This window comes from Rhodanobacter sp. DHG33, from assembly GCF_014843005.1.
Lineage (GTDB): Bacteria > Pseudomonadota > Gammaproteobacteria > Xanthomonadales > Rhodanobacteraceae > Rhodanobacter_A.
On sequence record NZ_JACYXM010000006.1, the window covers coordinates 21,818 to 38,915 of the forward strand.

Consider the following 17,098-nt stretch of genomic DNA (forward strand, 5'->3'; position numbering starts at 1 on the left):
ATTGACAGTTCATGTAAATCATTGAGAAGTGCGGCCCTGGATGGCCGCCCGTTTGACTCTCGCGATCTAAGGACGATCGCAAAAAAACCGAGTGCGGCCATGAACGGCCGTCCGTTGGATTCCCGCGGTCAGGGGCGATCGCCAGGAGGTTCCGGGAGGCGCGACATCAAAGGCCGCCCGTCCATTCCTGGGGTCGGGGATGGCCACAGGGAGCGTGTTGCAGCTTAGCATCGCGTCGCCGCGCCGCCGCGCCGTGCCGGAACGGGCGTTCAGGATGCGCGCGCACCACCGATGCGGCGCGCTTCCAGCACGTTCGGCAGCGCCAGCAGGCGGCCGAGCAGGGTGGAGAGCTGCTCGAAGTCGCGCACGCGCAGGGCGAAGTGCATTTCCACCTCGCCGCTCTTGGCGATGGCCCGGCTGGACGAGGCGAGGATGGGCGTGCCGACGTTGCTGATCACGCCGGCGACGTCCTTCTGCAAGCCCTTGCGGTCGTAGCCGCGCAGCTCGACGTCCACCTCGTAAGCCTGTGCATGCGCCTTGCCCCAGGTCACTTCGATCACGCGGTCGGGGTCGCGCCGCGCGAGCCGCGCGAGGCTGGCGCAGTCGGCGCGATGCACCGACACGCCGCGGCCGCGGGTGATGAAGCCGCGCACCGGGTCGCCCGGCAGCGGCTGGCAACAGCGCGCCAGCGTGGTGAGCAGGTTGCCGATGCCCTCGATGCTGAGTGCGCCGGGATCGCGCGTGGGGGCGGGCCGCGCAGCCGCGGTCGGCACGATGGCTTCGTCGCTTTCCGGCGGTTGTGCCGCTTCCTGCAGCGCACGCGCAATCTGGCCCGCGCTGATTTCGTTGAGCGCGAGCGCGACCAGCAATTCGTCGAGGGTCTTGAGGTGGAAATGCGCCGGCAGTTTCGCCAGCTCGACCTCGGGCAGGGCGAGGCGCTTCAGTTCGCGCTCGAACATCGCGCGTCCCACCGCGAGGTTGGCGTCGTGCGCCAGCTTGCGGAACCAGGCGCGCACCTTGTCGCGCGCCCGCGAACTGTTGAGGTAGCCGTGGTGCGGCGACAGCCAGTCGCGGCTGGGCTCGGCCTGCTTCGCGGTGAGGATCTCCACGCGGTCGCCGCTCTGCGGCTGGTAGGTGAGCGGCACGATGCGGCCGTTGACCTTGGCGCCGCGGCAGCGGTGCCCCACCTCGGTGTGCACGTGGTAGGCGAAGTCCAGCACGGTGCCGCCGTGCGGCAGGTCCACCACTTCGCCGCGCGGCGTGAGCAGGTAGACGCGGTCCTCCATCAGCTCGGTGCGCAGGTCGGCGGCCAGCTTGCCTTCGTCTTCGGCGCGCGTGTCCAGCAGCTTGCGCATCCAGGCGACCTTGGCCTCGAACTCGGCGTCGGCGCCGCCGCCTTCCTTGTAGCGCCAGTGCGCGGCCACGCCGAGCTCGTTGGCGCGGTGCATCTCGTGGGTGCGGATCTGCACTTCCAGCGTCTTGTCGCGCGGGCCGATCACCGCGGTGTGCAGCGAGCGGTAACCGTTGCCCTTGGGGCGCGCGAGGTAGTCGTCGAACTCGCGCGGCAGGTGCGGCCACAGCGTGTGCACCACGCCCAGCGCCGCGTAGCAGTCGGCCACGCTGTCGACCAGCACGCGCACCGCGCGGATGTCGTACAGCTCGGCGAATTCCACGCCCTTTTTCTGCATCTTCTTCCAGATGGAATAGATGTGCTTCGGCCGCCCCGCCAGTTCGGCACGGATGCCGGCGGCTTCGAGCGAGCGCCCGAGTTCGTCCAGCGATTCGCGGATGAAGGTCTCGCGGTCGGTGCGGCGTTCGTCGAGCAGCTTGGCGATGCGCTTGTAGACGTCAGGCTGCAGATGGCGGAAGGCGAGATCCTCCAGCTCCCACTTCAGCTGCCAGATGCCGAGGCGGTTGGCCAGCGGCGCGTGGATGTCGCGGGTGAGCCGCGCCAGTTCGGTACGCTCGGCCTCGGGCAGCGATGCCGCCGCGCGCAGGCGCGCGAGCTGGCGCGCCAGCAGCACGAACACCACGCGCAGGTCGCGGATGATCGCCAGCAGCAGTCGGCGCAGGCCCTCGGAGCCGCCGCCCTGGGTGCGCTGCGCGTGCAGGGCCCACACCTGTTCGGCGGCCTGCTGGCCTTCCACCAGGCGGCGCACCTCGTCCGACAGGCGGGGCGCCTCGGCTTTCCACAGAGCCGGGTCGACGCGCGACAACGCGAACCACAGCGCGGCCGCCTGCGTGGGCTCGTCGCAGCCGAGCATCGCCAGCAGCCCGAGCACGTCGGCGCATTCGGCCTGGTCGACGGCGCGCGCCAGGCAGGCTTCCACCGCTGCGTTCAGTGCAGGCGGCAGCGCGCCGGCGCGGTCGCGCCAGGCTTGCAGGCGGGCGGGTGGCGTAGGCGTGGTCATGGCCGGAAGCGCATCGGGGATGATCCATTCTAGGTGGATCGATGGCGCTTGGCTTGGCCGCCCTGCGGCCGCAGAATCGCGCGGGTTCCCTTTCGGTTGCGGCAGGTCCTCTCCGTGCGCTGGTTTCGATCCCTGCTGGCCGTCGCGCTGGCTGCTGGCCTCACCCTGTTCGGGGCATGGCTGCTGATGGCGTGGAGCGACGCGGGTGCGCCGTCGCTGCGCGATGTCACGCAGCAGCACCCCATGATGGGGGCCGCCTTCGGTCTGCTGTCGATCCTGGCCGTGGTGGTGCCGGCGCTGCAGCGGCGCCGGCGCAAGCCGCGCTGACCCATCGTTCCAGGCTTAACTCGACCTGCGGCCCGGGGGCCGCTGGCCGGAGTCAGGACAGGTTGGGCGGAAACGCTTCGCGCAGCTCGTTCACCAGTACGCGCTCGTTCTCCGAGTAGTCGATCGGCACCGAGACCAGGTGCACGCCGCCGGCCTGGAAGGCGGCCTCCAGCGTGGGCGCGAACTGCGCGATGTCGTCGACGCGATGCCCCTGGCAGCCGAATGCGCGCGCATACAGCTCGAAGTCGGGATTGCCGAAGGTCATGCCGTAGTCGGCGAAGCCGTCCACCGCCTGCTTCCAGCGGATCATGCCGTAGGCGTTGTCCTGCAGGATCAGCACCACCAGGTTGAGCTTGAGGCGCACCGCCGTCTCCATCTCCTGGTCGTTCATCATGAAGCCGCCGTCGCCGCACACGGCCAGCACGCGGCGGTCCGGGTACAGCATCGAGGCCATCATCGCCGAGGGCAGGCCGGCGCCCATGGTGGCCAGCGCGTTGTCCAGCAGCAGGGTGTTGGCGACCTGGGTGCGGTAGTTGCGCGCGAACCAGATCTTGTACATGCCGTTGTCCAGCGCCACGATGCCGTCGGACGGCATCACCGCGCGCACGTCGCGCACGATGCGTTGCGGAGTGAAGCGGTCTTCGTCCGCGCGGTCAGCGAGGTGGGCGAGGATGCCTTCGCGCAGCGGCAGCAGCGCCTTGGCGTTCGGCACCTGGCCCTCGATGCGGTCGGCCAGCAGCGCCAGCGAGCGACCCATGTCGCCCACGACCTCGGCCTGCGGGAAGTACACCTGCTCCACGCTCGCCGGCTGGTAGCCGACGTGAATCACGGTGGGGCCGCCGGGGCGCATCACGAAGGGCGGCTTCTCGATGGTGTCGTGGCCGATGGTGATGATGACGTCGGCGCGGTCGATCGCCTCGTGCACGTAGTCGCGCTCGCTCAGCGCCGCGGTGCCCATGTACAGGCCGGAGCCGCCGGCTACCGAGCCCTTGCCCATCTGCGTGGTGAAGAACGGTATGCCGGCCCGCAGCACGAAGCGCGACAGCGCCTCGCTGGACGCCGGCCGCGAGGCCGCCGCGCCGAGCATCACCAGCGGCCGCTTAGCGGCGCGGATCAGCGCGGCGGCGCGATCCAGCGCCTCGGCGCCCGCCACCGGTACCTCCGGCGCATGCGGCGGCACCAATGGCACCGGATCGCATTCCATGCCGGCGATGTCCTCGGGCAGCTCCAGCAGCACCGGACCGGGACGTCCTTCCTGCGCCATGCGGAAGGCGTCGCGCACCAAGGTGGGAATGGTGGTCGGCGACACGATCTGCCGCGCCGACTTGGTCAGCGGCTTCATGGTGTTGACGATGTCGACGATCTGGAACTGCGCCTGCCGGCTCGAGCGGATGCCCTTCTGCCCGGTCAGGATGATCATCGGCATCGCGCCGAGAAAGGCATAGGCGGCGCCGGTGGTGAAGTTGAGCGCGCCCGGCCCCAGCGTGCTGATGCACACGCCAGGCTTGCCGGTGAGCCGCCCATAGGTGGCGGCCATGAAGGCCGCCGCCTGTTCGTGGCGGGTGATCACCAGCTCGATGGAGGAGTGCCGCAACGATTCCACCACGTCGAGGTTTTCCTCGCCGGGTATGCCGAAGATGCGCTCCACGCCCTCGTTCTCCAGCGCGGCTACCAGCAGGTCGGATCCCTTGGTCATGTCGTGACGTTCCACAGGTTGATTACGCGATGGTGTGTCGATTGCGCGGTCGTGTTCAGAGACGGTCCACCCACACGGTCTGCGCGTTGACGAATTCGCGCAGGCCGAAGTGCGACAGCTCGCGGCCGAAGCCGCTGTGCTTCACGCCGCCGATCGGCACGCGCGGGTCCGAGGCGGACCAGCCGTTGATGAACACGCCGCCGGTCACCAGCCGCCGCGCCAGTTGCCTGCCGCGCTCGACGTCGCCGGTCCACAGGTTGCCGCTGAGTCCGTAGTCGCTCTGGTTGGCCAGTTCCACCGCGTGGTCGGCGTCGCGCGCGACAATGATCGCGCCCACCGGGCCGAAGGTCTCGGCATCGAACACCGGCATGCCGGGTTTGACGTCGGCGAGCACGGTGGGTGCGTAGAAGAAGCCCTCGCGGTCCAGCCGCTGGCCGCCGAGCAGCACCTTGGCGCCGGCTTTCACGCTGTCGGTCACCTGCTGGTGCAACTGTTCCAGCAAGTCGAGGCGAGCCATCGGGCCGACCTGGGTGGCCGCGTCGCGGCCATCACCCACCACCAGCGCCTTGGTGTGCTCGACGAAGGCTTGGGTGAAGCGTTCCAGCACGGCTTGCTCGACGATCATGCGCTTGGCCGCGATGCACACCTGGCCGGCGTTCTGGAAGCGCGCGGCTACGGCGATCTCGGCGGCCTTCTCCACGTCGGCGTCGGCGAGCACGATGAAGGGATCGGAGCCGCCCAGTTCCAGCACCACTTTCTTGATTGCCTGGCCGGCCTGGCCGGCGATGGTGCGGCCGGCGCCCACGCTGCCGGTGACGGTGACCGCCGTGACGCGCGGATCGGCGATCGCGGTGGCGCTCTGCGCACGGGTGAGGTGGGCGGTGATGAAGGCGTCCTCGGGCAGACCGGCGGCGCGCCAGGCTTCGTCCAGCAGCTCGGCACAGCCCACCACGTTCTCGGCCGGCTTCAGCAGGAAGGCGTTGCCGCCCATCAGGATCGGCACCGCGGCACGCATCGCCTGCCAGTAGGGGAAGTTCCAGGGCATCACGCCGAGCACCACGCCCAGCGGCAGGTAGGAGACGTAAGCCTTGCCGTCCGGCACCTCGGTGGGTTCGTCGGCCAGCAGGCGCGGGCCGTGGTCGGCGTACCACTCGCATAGGTGCGCGCACTTCTCGACTTCGGCGCGCATGTCGCGCAACGGCTTGCCCATCTCGGCGGTGGCCATCGCCGCCATCGCTTCGCTGCGCTGGCGTAGCGAAGCAGCCATCGCGCGCAGCACCGCCGCGCGTTGCGCCAGGGTGGCGCCGCTCCAGCGCGCAAAGCCGGCTTGCGCGCGGTCGAGCAGTGGCCCCAGTGCAGCGTCGGCAAGGAAGGGGCGTTCGGCGATCAGCTTGCCGGTGGCAGGGTCGCGCGATACCGAAACGGTGTCGGCTGTGGTCGGACGGGTGGAGTCGGCGGGCATGGATGGCTTCCTCGTGAGTACGTGGCCGGCACGCTGCGCGGTCGATGCGCGAAACATGGACCTGTGCGCCTGCGGGAACAAGACGGGTGGCGATCCTGGGTGCCGTACCACCAGTCTCGCCAGGCTAGCCTTTAGTCCGTCGAAGATAGGTGACCAGCGACAGGTCGTGGCGGTTCTGCGGCACCAGCGCCACGTACTGCAGGTCGACCCGGCCCAGCGCGGGATGGTCGAGCTGCTTGATGCCTTCGTCGAAGCGGCGCACGTCGTGCTCGGGCCACCAGCGGCGGAAGTCGTCGCTGCGCTCGGTCAGTTCGGCGATCAGCGTGTCGAAGGGCCGCTTGTCCGCCGCCTGCGCATAGGCGGCGCGGAAGCCGGCGAGGGTGCCGCGCGCGATCTCTTCCCAGTTGACGATGAGCGTTCGGTAGGGTTCGTGCAGGAACATCAGGCGCAGCGTATTGCGCTCGTGCGGCGCCAGGCTGTCGTAGTCGACGAACAGCTCGGCGATCGCGCGGTTCCAGATCAGGATGTCGAAGCGGTGGTTGCGCACGTAGGCGGGCAGCGGATCCAGCGCCTGCACGAACTGGCGCAGGCCGTCGGTCAGCGATTCGTCGTGGGTGTCTTCCGGCGGCGGATAACCGGACAGGGCGAACACGTAGGCGCGTTCGGCGTCGCTCATGCGCAGCACCCGCGCCAGCCGGTCCAGCGCCTCGGGCGAGGCGCGCACGTCGCGGCCCTGCTCGATCCAGGTGTACCAGCTCGCGCTGACGTCGGCGGCGAGCGCCACCTCCTCGCGCTTCAGCCCCGGCGTGCGGCGGCGGCCGATGGGAAAGCCCAGTGCGCCTGGCGACACGCGCGCGCGGCAGGCCACCAGGAACGCGCCGAGTTCCTTCCGTTGCGCCGCGTTGTGCGTGGTGGCATCCATCGTCGTGGCCGTCTGTGGATGTCCGGATGATAGCCGGGACGGCTCAGATGGCTTCCAGTGCTTTCGCCAGGCGCTTGGCCGACACCGGTTCCGCGGTCTTCAGTTCCTGCGCGAACAGCGATACGCGCCATTCCTCGATCAACCAGCGCAGTTCGTCCAGCCCCTCGCTACCGGCGGCACGGTGCTTCAGGTATTCGCGCCAGTAGGGCAGCACCTGCAGCATGCGCTGCTGGTCCTTCGCCGGGTCCTGCCGCAGGCGTTCGCCGCGCAGGCGCATGGCCTTGAGGTAGCGGGGATAGTGCGCGAGCCGCGCCAGCGGCAGTTCGCGCAGGAAGCCGGGGGCGAGCAGGGCGTCGAGCTGTTCGCGCAGGTCGTCGTAGCTGGCGCGCGCGAAGCCCAGCAAGGGCGGCTGCAGCCATGGCCTGAGTTCGGCCTGCGCCTCGATGATCGGTTCGGCCAGTTTCAACCGCTCGACCGCGGCGGCGAACAGTTCGCGGGCGGCATGGGTGCGCAGGGCCTCGAACGCGCCGGCGCTGCGCGCGTCGAGGTCGAGGCGGGCGAGGAGGTCGGCGAAGCCGCCTTCGACCAGGTCCTCGCGCAGGCTGTCGACGCCACCCAGCGCGGCGTATTTCAGCGCCAGCGGGTTGGCGATCGGCAGACGGCGGCGCGCCTGCTTCAGGTCGCTGGCCAGCGCGTTGCGCAGCAGGCGCCGCACGCCGTCGAGGTGGGCGGCGGCGGCTTCGTCGCGGCGCTCGAACACGCGCAGCGCCACCGCATCTCCCAGGTCGACCAGCGCAGGAAACGCCAGCAGGTTGCCCTTGGAGCGCACTTCGCGGGGAATCTCCTCGAAGTCCCACGCGGTGATGTCTTCGCGGGTGAGCTCCACGTCGGTCTTGCGCGAGAACGCTTCGCGCGCGCGGCCCTCCCACTCGGCGCGCAGCGCAGCTAGGTCGCGGCCGGCGGACAGTGTGCGACCGCTGTCGTCGTGCAGGCGGTAGCGCATCAGGAAATGCGGCGCCAGTTCCACGGTGGCGAATTCGCTGGCGCCGATATCCACGCCGGTGGTGCGTTTCAGGAAAGCGGCCAACGCCTGCGCCAGTGGTTCGTCGCGGGGCGCTTCGGCCTCGGCGAAGGCGCGTGCGAAATCCGGTGCAGGCACGAAGTTGCGACGCTGCGCCTTCGGCAGGCCGCGGATCAGTTCGGCGACCTTCTCGGCGAGCAGCCCGGGCACCAGCCATTCGCAGCGCGTCGCGGGCAGGGCGTTGAGCATCGCGAGCGGCAGGTGCAGGGTGACGCCGTCGGCCTCGTCGCCGGGCACGAAGCGGTATTCGAGACGGTAGCGCTGCGCGCCCGCCGCCGGCGCCCCGCCGGCGGCCATCGGAGTGACCTCCAAGGTTGCAGGGAAGGCCTTCGGGTCGAGCCCCGCGCCGCCCACCATCACGTCGTCCAGCGACCAGCGCAACGCCGCCTGCTCGGCAGGGCGCGCGTGGCGATACCACGCGTCCAGCGCACGGCTGGACGAGATGTCTTCGGGCAGCTTGCCGCGGAAGAAGTCGACCAGTTCGTCCTCGTGGCGGATCAGGCCCTCGCGACGCTGCTTCGCTTCGATGCCCTGCGCATCCTCCAGCACGCGCTGGTTGGCGCGCACGAAATCGGCACGCGCCTCAATGTCGCCGCGCGCCAGCGCTTCGAGCAGGAAGATCTCGTGGGCGAGTGCGGGGTCTTGCTTCTCGAACGTCACCGCGCGGCGCTCGACCAGGTTCAGGCCGAACAGGCTCACCTGCTCGTAGGCCACCACGCAGCCGCGCTTCTTCGACCAGTGCGCGTCGCGGCAGCTGGACTTCAGCAGATGCGCGGCCTGCTGCTCGACCCAGGCGGGTTCGATACGCGCGCACATCATCGCCCACACCTTGCCGCCCACGTCGAGGATCTGCGCGGCGAACACCCAGTTCGGCGGCACCTTCGTCAGCGCCGAGCCGGGGAAGACCTGGAACTTGCGCTCGCGTGTGCCCTGGAAGACGCCGCGTTCGTCCTTGCGGCCTACTTGCGTGGGGAGGCCGGCCAAGAGGCTGCAGTGGACTGTCTCGAAGAGACGGGATGCCGCTGCCTCTTCATCCATGACGCGCCCTTTGCCTTCGCCTCCTCTCACCTGCGGGGAGAGGGTCGAGGTGAGGGGCGGGTGCTCGCGCGAACGCTCCTGCGAAGCACGCCTGTTCTTTCCACCGCCTCGCGAAGCCGGCCCTTCACCTCGACCCTCTCCTCGGTGGGGAGAGGGAGAAACGGCATGGCCTCCCTGCTGGGTAGAGGGAGTGCTGAGCTTCCACCCGAGCTCCTGCACCACCAGCAGCAACTGCCGGTGCAGCTCCCGCCACTCGCGCATGCGCATGAAGCTGAGGAAGTGCCGCGAGCACCAGTCGCGCAGTTTCGATTGCGTGAGCTCCTCGTGCGCCTTGTCGTACTCGCGCCACAGGTTCAGCACGCCGACGAAGTCGGATTTCGGGTCGGCGAACGCGGCATGCGCGGCGTCGGCCTGCTGGCGCGCGTCGGCGGGACGTTCGCGCGGGTCCTGGATGCTGAGGAAGGCGGCAATGGTGATGAGTTCGCGCAGCGCATGCAGCTGGTTGGCTTCCACCAGCATGCGCGCGAGCTGCACGTCGATGGGCAGCTTAGCCAGCGTGCGGCCGATGGTGGTGAGCGCGCGCGCCGCATCGATCGCGCCGATCTCGGCGAGGCGGCGGTAGCCGTCGGCCACCACGCGCGGGTCGGGCGCGTCGAGGAAGGGGAAGTCATCCACTTCGCCCAGCTTCAGCGCCAGCATGCGCAGGGTCACGTTGGCCAGCGAGGAGCGCAGCAGCTCGGGATCGGTGAATGCGTTGCGCGATGCGAAATCCGCCTCGTCGTAGAGGCGGTAGCAGATGCCGGGGCCGATGCGACCGCAGCGGCCCTTGCGCTGGTCGGCGGCAGCCTGCGAGACCGGCTCCACGTGCAGGCGTTCGAGCTGGCTGCGCTGGCTGTAGCGCTTCACGCGCGCGCTGCCGGTGTCGACCACATAGCGGATGCGCGGCACGGTGAGCGAGGTCTCGGCCACATTTGTCGCCAGCACCACGCGGCGCTTCGGGCCGGGCTTGAACACGCGGTCCTGGTCGGTGGCGGAGAGCCGCGCGTACAGCGGCAGGATCTCGGTCTCGCGGTACTGCCGGCGCGACAGCAACAGGTGCGCGTCGCGGATCTCGCGCTCGCCGGGCAGGAACACCAGCACGTCGCCCGGACCGCCACCCAGGCTGCGGTCGGCCATGACCTCGTCGAGCACGGCGGCGATGTGTTCGGCACTGCCCTGGCTCAGGCCGCGCGCGCGTTCGCCGGCGAGCTGGTCGACAGGGCGCCAGCGCAGTTCCACCGGATACGCGCGGCCTTCCACCGAGACCACCGGCGCGCCGCCGAAATGCTCGGCGAAGCGCGCGGTATCGATGGTGGCCGAGGTGACGATGATCTTCAGCTCGGGCCGCTTCGCGGCGAGCCGCTTGAGGTAGCCGAGCAGGAAGTCGATGTTGAGGCTGCGCTCGTGCGCTTCGTCGATGATCAGGGTGTCGTAGGCCGACAGCCAGGGATCATTCTGCGTTTCGGCGAGCAGGATGCCGTCGGTCATGAACTTCACCAGCGTGCGCTCGCTCACCTGGTCGGTGAAGCGCACCTGGAAACCCACCTGGTCGCCGAGCTGCGTGTCGAGTTCCTCGGCCACGCGGCGCGCCACCGAACGCGCGGCGAGGCGGCGCGGCTGGGTGCAGCCGATCAGTCCGGCTTCGCCGCGGCCCGCGGCGAGGCAGAGCTTGGGGATCTGCGTGGTCTTGCCCGAACCGGTTTCGCCCGCGATCACCACCACCTGGTTTTCGCGGATCAGCTTGACGATCTCGTCGGCGCGCGCGGCGATGGGCAGCGATTCGTCCAGCCGGATCGCGGGCTTGGCCTCGACGCGTGCGCGGCGTTTCGCGGCGGAAGCCGCGATATCGTCGACCAGGGCCGCCAGCTTCTTTTCGTCGGCGTGCTTCGACAAACCGCGCCAGCGCCCCAGCAGGCGGCCGAAGTCGCGGCTGCACACGCCGTCGAGCGCACGGCGCAAGTCGCGCAGCGAGGGAAGGGCGGTCGGCGGGCAGTTCGTGTCGTTCATTCAGCCGCACATGATAACGGCTGGTTTTTGCTCGTCATCCCGGCGCAGGCCGGGATCCAGTGTCATTGAGGCTTGAGCACGAGCTGGCATCGCTGGATTCCGGCCTGCGCCGGAATGACGAACCCCTTGCGTGACGCTCGATAGGCTCCCGCTATCGGCGGCATCGCGAGGATTCATTTCCATTGCGGCCGGCGCATCGTTACCTTGGTTCCATCACTCATCGCACGGAGAACACCATGGCCTCGAACATCGGTATCGCGAAGAAGGACCGCGAAGCCATCGCCAAGCAGTTGTCCAAGCTGCTGGCCGACACCTATTCGCTCTACCTAAAGACCCACAGCTTTCACTGGAACGTCACCGGCCCGCAGTTCAACAGCCTGCACGCGATGTTCGAGACGCAGTACAACGAGCTGTGGCTGGCCGCCGACGAGATCGCCGAGCGCATCCGCACGCTGGACGTGTTCGCTCCCGGCTCGTACAGCCAGTTCGGCAAGCTCAGCTCGATCAAGGAAGAATCCGGCGTGCCGGAATGGAAGGAAATGGTGAACCAGCTGGTCGACGGCCACGAGATCGTGGCGAACACCGCACGCGCTGCCATCAAGGTGGCCGACAAGGCCGGCGACGAAGGCAGCGCGGACATGCTCACCGGCCGCCTCAAGGCGCACGAGAAGACGGCGTGGATGCTGCGCTCGCTGCTGAAGTGAGCGATGCGGCACCTGGATGCGAAAAGGCCCGCCGATGGCGGGCCTTTTCATTGGCGTGCACGTACCGCTTCAGTCCTTCGGTGCCGGTCCCTTCACCGCGGTGACCAGGCCGTCGGGCCGCACGTACTTCGCGAACGCCTGCTGCACTTCGGGGGCGGTGAGTTCGAGGTAGTGCCGGCCGGCGATGCTCATCGCATCCAGCGGCTTGCCCTGCTGCGACAGCGTGAGCAGCTGGCTGCCGATCGCGCCGAAGCTGGATTCGCCCAGCGGAATGCGGCGCAGCAGGATGCCCTTGGCTTGCATCAGCTCGGTGTCGGTCACCGGTTGCTGCTGCATCTGCTTGAGGTTCTGCACCACCAGCGCACCGGCGGCACCCACCTTGTCGGGATCGCAGCCGAAATACACCTTGTACGTGCCGCGGTACTTGTCCGCGTCGAGGTTCACGCCCACGGTGTAGACCAGGCCGTGCTTTTCGCGCAGGTCGCGGGTAAGGCGTGAGGCATAGAAGCCGCCGCCCAGCACCTGGTTGCCCAGGTTGATGGCGAAGCGCGCCGGGTCGTCGTAGGTGACGGCGATGGTCTGCGCCATCTCCACGCTGTCCTGCACCGCGCTGGCGTCGGGCACGTGCAGCTTGCCGGGACGGTTGGCGGGCACGGCGGCGTAGTCGGTATCCGGTTTCGGCCCCGTGGCCTTCCAGTTGCCGAAGGCCTGCTCGATCACCTGCTTCGCCTGCGCCGGATCGACCCTGCCCACGATGACGATGGTGGCGAGGTCGGGGCGGAAGGTCTGCGCGTAGTACTGCTTCACCTTGTCCGGCGTCAGTGCCATCACGTCCTGGGGTTTGGGATAGCGCAGCGAGGGGTCGTTGGCCGGCAGCAGCGCCTTGCCCAACGCCTGTCCGTACAGGAAGGCGGGCGACTGCAGCACGCCGGCCATGCCGCCTGCTACCTGCTGCCGCACCACCGCGAAGGCCTGCGCGGGCAGTGCAGGATGCAGTTCGTTGTCGGCGAGCAGCTTCACGCCTTCGGCGAAATGCACGGACGGCGTCGAAAGCGAGAATCGGGAGCCTGCGCTCACGTGTGCGCTGATTCCGTCCAGCGCCTGCTGGAACGCGAGACGATCCATCTGTTCGGTACCGAACGAGAACAGCCCGTCCAGCACCTCGGCCACGCCTTCTTCGCCCTTGGCGGCTTGCAGGTCCTGGTTGGTCTTGATGTCGCCGAACAGCTCCACCGTGTCGCTGGTGGATTCCGGCTGCACGATCAGCCTGAGGCCGTTCGGCAAGGTGTACGACACCGGGGCCAGCGAAGACTTCGGCACCTCGAGCTTGGCGAATGCCTGCTCCGCCCACGCCGGCAATTGCACCGGCTTGTCGGGGCTGGAGGCGAAGCTCTCCGCGCCGCCGAAACCGTTGCCCGCCACCGGCTTGCCCGAGCTTTCCGGGGTGAGGATGGCGGTGATCGCATGCGCGGGATCGAAAGTCCGCTTCGCCAGCGCATTCACGGCTTCCGGCGTCACCGCCTCGATGGCGGCCTTGATCGCGTCGGGCGATTCGGCGTCCTGGAAGGCCAGCGCGTGCGACCATGCATTGGCGAGGCCATCCACCGAATTCTTCTTGAACTCCAGCGAGGCGATGGCCTTGCGTTTGGCCGCATCCACCAGCGACGCATCGATGCCCTTGCTCGCCGCCTCGGCGAGGATGGATTGCATCTTCGCGAGGATGGGTTGCGGGTTGCCGCCCTTGGGGAAGATGCCCACAGCCATGCCCACGCCGGCCCGCGGCAGGCTCTGGTCGATGAAGGCGCCGTACAGCGCGGTGCCGTCGAAACGCATGCCGGCCAGTGCGGCACGCTGCGAACCCAGTGCGCCGCTCAGCACCATCGCGGTGGCATAGTCCTTCGAGGTGAGGCCGGGCAGGCGATAGCCCAGGTACACCGAGCCGTAGGGCGCGTCGGTGGGCAGTTGCACGGTCTTGGCCGTCGCCGGCTTGAAGTCGAACGCGGCACGCGCCGGCAGCGTCTTGCGCGCGATGTCGCCGAATTCCTGCTTCACCTTCGCCAGCGTGGCGGCGGGATCGACGTCGCCTGCGATCACCAGGATGGCGTTGTTAGGCGCGTACCAGGTGTCGTGGAAGTGCTTCAGCATCGCCGCCGTGGTCTTGTCGAACGAGTCGCGCGTGCCCAACGGCGTGTGCGCGTAGGGCGTGCCGGCGAACATCTGCGCGCGCAGCTCGCTGTAGAACTTGAAGGACGGGTTGGAGAGGTCGCGCGAGACCTCCTGCTCGATCGCGCCGCGCTCCTTGTCCCATTCCTTGGCGTCCATGTCCACGCCGCGCATGCGCAGGCTCTGCACATGCAGGGCCACGTCCAGGTCCTGCGCCGGCGCCATGAAGTAGTACTGCGTCACGCCTTCGTTGGTGTCCGCGTTGAACGCGCCGCCCATGTTCGCGGCGATCGCCGCCAGCTGGTCCTTGGACAGGCCGGGACTGCCGCGGAACATCATGTGTTCCACCGCATGCGCGGTGCCGGGGAAGCCGTCCGGCACTTCGTCGGAGCCGGCGAGGTAGTTCATCTCCGTGGTGATGACCGGCGCCAGCGTGTTGCGCACGATCACCACGCGCAGGCCGTTGTCCAGCGTGGCGCGGGTGACGTCGGCGTCGTTCGTCGCGGCCATCGCGCCGCCTGCCGCCAGGGCCAGGCCAATTGCCGCGGCCAACCGGAGTACTCGCCTTTTCATCGTTCGATCCTTGTGTCGTCTGCGAAGGTGGATGCGGAGCCCGCATCATGGAGAGTGAAGCAGAAATCGGCGTCGGCAACGACACTCACGAGGATGATCCGCGCAGACACGTGCCTCGAAGCAAAGGCTGCCGTGCCAGCGCCATCGACTCGCGGAGGTTGGCCTGCCGTGAAGCGCGGTCCGAATCCGCGTTGCACCTTCGAGAGTGCAAGCCAACCGGCGACTCCGTCAAAAACCAATGCCATCCATCAATTCGGCATGAACGGATGCGGTCGCGCCAGCAGCCCGCGCCAGCCGCGCCGCGCAAGCCAGGCCAGCACGATGGCCATCGCCATCCAGGCGGCAAGCAGCGCGGGCTGGGCAACACCGGCGCCTTGCCACGGATGGCTGCCTAGCGTGGTGACCGGAACGAAGATGCTGAAGAAGAACAGCACGAAGAACGGAGCGTAGATCATCCATTCGCCCCAGGTCGGCAGCTTGCGGCCGCCCAGCGTGCACAGCACCTGCGTGACCATCGTGCCGGTGGCGGCGAGCTGGGGCAGGGCGATCAGCAGCAGGGTGTAGCCGCCCAGATGCACGAAGTGCGCGGCAACCAGTGCGGCGGCGAGCATGGCGAGCAGCAGCAGGAGCTGCGTCACCAGCGGCATGGTGAGCGCCGCACGCAGCAGGCTGCGCCGCACGTGCTGCATGTCGCCCAACCCCGGCAGCAAGGCCAGCAACGGCAGCTCGGCGTTGTTGCGCTGCCAGCGCTGGCGTATCTGCACGGTGGCCATGGCCGTGAGCATCAGGCTTCCGAACAGCACGCCCCACAGCAGGCCGGCGCCGAAGCCGATCAGGCCGCTGCGCGAGGCATGGGCCTGGTGATCTCCGGCGAACATCACCGCCATCACGGGAATCATCAGCAGCATGGGCACCAGCACCGGTGCGGCCGCGCGCAGGTGGCCGACCGCGGTCTTGGGCATGTACCAGCCGCCGAGCGCCACGCGCAGTGCCCGCACCGTCGATTGCGGCCCGGCGCGGCGCAGGTCGGCGCGCGGCTGCATCCAGTCCGGGCGCTGGCGGATCAACAGGCCGCTGTCCAATTGCTGCAGGCCGCTCCAGTTGCCGGTGATGCCCTGCCGGCGGAACTGCATCACCATCGCGCTGCCCAGGCCCAGTTCGTTGTCCGTGTCGCTGCGCAGCAGCTGGCGCCAGCGCAGCATGTCCACGATCGACAGCACCACCAGCGCCAGCGCACCCCAGGCCAGCCAGCGCGGATCGGAAAACGACGGCAGTTGGAAGAGGTGACGCATGCTCGTGGCCAGGGCGGGCAGGAAGCCGACCAGCGTGGCGCACCAGCGCGGCAACAGCACGAACGCCAGGCCACCCGTCACGGCCAGGGCCGTGAGCAAGGCCACCCGCAACGCGTCGGCGCCCAGCGCGCCGAGCAGCAGCGTAGGCACCACGATCATGAGGGCGGCGTACAGCAGGATGCTGGCATGCACGGCGCCTTGCATGCCCGGCAAGCGAAGCTTGCGCGCATCGATCGCCACCAGCAGCGTGGTCGAGAGCCAGAATGCCCACGCATAGACGGCCCCGAAGCAGTACACCATCGTGCTGGCCAACCACCAGTCGGAGTTGGAGGTGAAGTGGCCCGCTGCCACCGCGCCCAGGCTGCAGGCGGTCACGATGAACAACGACAGCCACCGCAGCGGGCGTCGGGTCGAACGCCACGGCACCAGCAACACATCGCTCAGGCGCATGTCCTGTCTCCCAGGCAGTGAGTCTCGGGGCGTTTCATTCGGCGATCTCCACGAACAGGTCTTCCAGTCCCAGCGCGTCGATGCGGGCGCCGGGCAAGTCGGCGGCTTCGGGCCAGCGGCCGTGCGCGTCGCGTTCCACCACCAGGCTGAGGCTGCCGTCGTCATGGCGGCGACGGCTCAATGACTGGGCGGGCGCGGCGGCGCTCTTCGATGCGGGCAGCCACAGGCGTGCGTAGCGTTCCTTGGTTTCGTCCACGCCGCAGCGCAGGAGCAGGCGGCCTTCGTGCAGGAAGGCGATCTCCGAGGCCACGCGTTCGAGGTCGGACACGATGTGGGTGGAGAACAGCACCGTGGTGCCGCTCTCGCCTGCGCGCAGCGCCACTTCGCGCAGCAGTTCGCGGCGGGCGACGGGGTCGAGCGCGGCGGCGGGTTCGTCCAGCACCAGCAGCTCCGGTTGCGAAGCCAGCGCGCGGATCAGGTCGACGCGCTGGCGCTCGCCCGGCGATAGTTTGCCCAACAACTTGTTGGGCTGGATCTTCCAGCGCTCCAGCGTCCTGCCGGCGAAGTCGGCGTCCCATCGCGGATAGAAGCGGCCCACGTATTCCAGCATCTGCTGCGCGGTGAGCCACGCCAGCGCTTCGGGCTGTTGCGGCACGTAGGCGAGCCGGCTCTTGGCATCGTCGCCGAGCTTCAGCGCCGGCTCGCCGAACACGAGGGCGCTGCCGGACAGGGGCTGCAGCAGGCCCAGCATGGCGCGGATCAGCGTGGATTTGCCCGCGCCGTTGCGCCCGATCAAGCCCAGCACGCTGCCCGGCTCCAGCGCGAGGTCCACGCCGCGCAGCACGCTGCTGCCTTCATAGCTGTGCATGAGGCCATGCGCGGCAAGCGGCGCGGTCCCGGTGGATGTGCTTTCGCGAAGCATGGCGTTCATGG

At 68.8% G+C, this 17,098-nt stretch carries 10 protein-coding genes; 2 read left to right on the forward strand and 8 right to left on the reverse strand.

Annotated features, from left to right (window positions below; genetic code table 11):
- Positions 1–269 precede the first annotated feature (269 nt).
- Positions 270–2,411: a bifunctional (p)ppGpp synthetase/guanosine-3',5'-bis(diphosphate) 3'-pyrophosphohydrolase gene (locus IHE46_RS11760; protein ID WP_192164842.1), complete on the reverse strand. Its 2,142-nt coding sequence runs from the start codon at positions 2,409–2,411 to the stop codon at positions 270–272.
- 114 nt (positions 2,412–2,525) lie between these two features.
- On the opposite strand from IHE46_RS11760, the gene IHE46_RS11765 reads away from it, so the two are divergent.
- Positions 2,526–2,738 carry a hypothetical protein gene (locus tag IHE46_RS11765; RefSeq protein ID WP_192164843.1) on the forward strand — a complete coding sequence of 71 codons (213 nt, stop codon included), beginning with the start codon at positions 2,526–2,528 and terminating at the stop codon, positions 2,736–2,738.
- 52 nt (positions 2,739–2,790) lie between these two features.
- On the opposite strand, the gene IHE46_RS11770 is transcribed toward IHE46_RS11765, so the two are convergent.
- From IHE46_RS11770 to hrpA, 4 genes are all read right to left on the reverse strand, one after another.
- Positions 2,791–4,434, reverse strand: a complete 1,644-nt coding sequence (locus tag IHE46_RS11770; protein WP_192164844.1) for an acetolactate synthase large subunit — start codon at positions 4,432–4,434, stop codon at positions 2,791–2,793.
- A 55-nt stretch (positions 4,435–4,489) separates the two neighbouring features.
- Positions 4,490–5,896, reverse strand: a complete 1,407-nt coding sequence (locus IHE46_RS11775; RefSeq protein ID WP_192164845.1) for an NAD-dependent succinate-semialdehyde dehydrogenase — start codon at positions 5,894–5,896, stop codon at positions 4,490–4,492.
- 124 nt (positions 5,897–6,020) lie between these two features.
- Positions 6,021–6,818, reverse strand: a complete 798-nt coding sequence (locus tag IHE46_RS11780; RefSeq protein WP_192164846.1) for a helix-turn-helix transcriptional regulator — start codon at positions 6,816–6,818, stop codon at positions 6,021–6,023.
- Positions 6,819–6,861: 43 nt separating this feature from the next.
- Positions 6,862–10,983 carry an ATP-dependent RNA helicase HrpA gene (hrpA, locus tag IHE46_RS11785; protein WP_192164847.1) on the reverse strand — a complete coding sequence of 1,374 codons (4,122 nt, stop codon included), beginning with the start codon at positions 10,981–10,983 and terminating at the stop codon, positions 6,862–6,864.
- A 236-nt stretch (positions 10,984–11,219) separates the two neighbouring features.
- On the opposite strand from hrpA, the gene IHE46_RS11790 reads away from it, so the two are divergent.
- Positions 11,220–11,687 (forward strand): Dps family protein, encoded by a 468-nt coding sequence (locus IHE46_RS11790; RefSeq protein ID WP_192164848.1) that lies wholly within the window; start codon positions 11,220–11,222, stop codon positions 11,685–11,687.
- Positions 11,688–11,756: 69 nt separating this feature from the next.
- Here IHE46_RS11790 and IHE46_RS11795 read toward each other — a convergent pair whose 3' ends face one another.
- From IHE46_RS11795 to IHE46_RS11805, 3 genes are all read right to left on the reverse strand, one after another.
- Entirely contained in the window at positions 11,757–14,423 is a 2,667-nt protein-coding gene (locus tag IHE46_RS11795) for a pitrilysin family protein (RefSeq protein WP_192164849.1), read from the reverse strand.
- A 248-nt stretch (positions 14,424–14,671) separates the two neighbouring features.
- Positions 14,672–16,165: a hypothetical protein gene (locus IHE46_RS11800; RefSeq protein WP_192164850.1), complete on the reverse strand. Its 1,494-nt coding sequence runs from the start codon at positions 16,163–16,165 to the stop codon at positions 14,672–14,674.
- A gap of 34 nt (positions 16,166–16,199) precedes the next feature.
- Positions 16,200–17,096, reverse strand: coding sequence for an ABC transporter ATP-binding protein (locus IHE46_RS11805; protein ID WP_192164851.1), 897 nt, complete (start codon positions 17,094–17,096; stop codon positions 16,200–16,202).
- Positions 17,097–17,098 lie beyond the last annotated feature (2 nt).

Bases quoted from the DNA above. Each gene is read 5' to 3' on its own strand.
- IHE46_RS11760 (WP_192164842.1), bottom strand. From the start codon at position 2,411: ATGACCACGCCTACGCCACCCGCCCGCCTGCAAGCCTGGCGCGACCGC.
- IHE46_RS11770 (WP_192164844.1), bottom strand. From the start codon at position 4,434: ATGACCAAGGGATCCGACCTGCTGGTAGCCGCGCTGGAGAACGAGGGC.
- IHE46_RS11775 (WP_192164845.1), bottom strand. From the start codon at position 5,896: ATGCCCGCCGACTCCACCCGTCCGACCACAGCCGACACCGTTTCGGTA.
- IHE46_RS11780 (WP_192164846.1), bottom strand. From the start codon at position 6,818: ATGGATGCCACCACGCACAACGCGGCGCAACGGAAGGAACTCGGCGCG.
- hrpA (WP_192164847.1), bottom strand. From the start codon at position 10,983: ATGAACGACACGAACTGCCCGCCGACCGCCCTTCCCTCGCTGCGCGAC.
- IHE46_RS11790 (WP_192164848.1), top strand. From the start codon at position 11,220: ATGGCCTCGAACATCGGTATCGCGAAGAAGGACCGCGAAGCCATCGCC.
- IHE46_RS11795 (WP_192164849.1), bottom strand. From the start codon at position 14,423: ATGAAAAGGCGAGTACTCCGGTTGGCCGCGGCAATTGGCCTGGCCCTG.
- IHE46_RS11800 (WP_192164850.1), bottom strand. From the start codon at position 16,165: ATGCGCCTGAGCGATGTGTTGCTGGTGCCGTGGCGTTCGACCCGACGC.
- IHE46_RS11805 (WP_192164851.1), bottom strand. From the start codon at position 17,096: ATGAACGCCATGCTTCGCGAAAGCACATCCACCGGGACCGCGCCGCTT.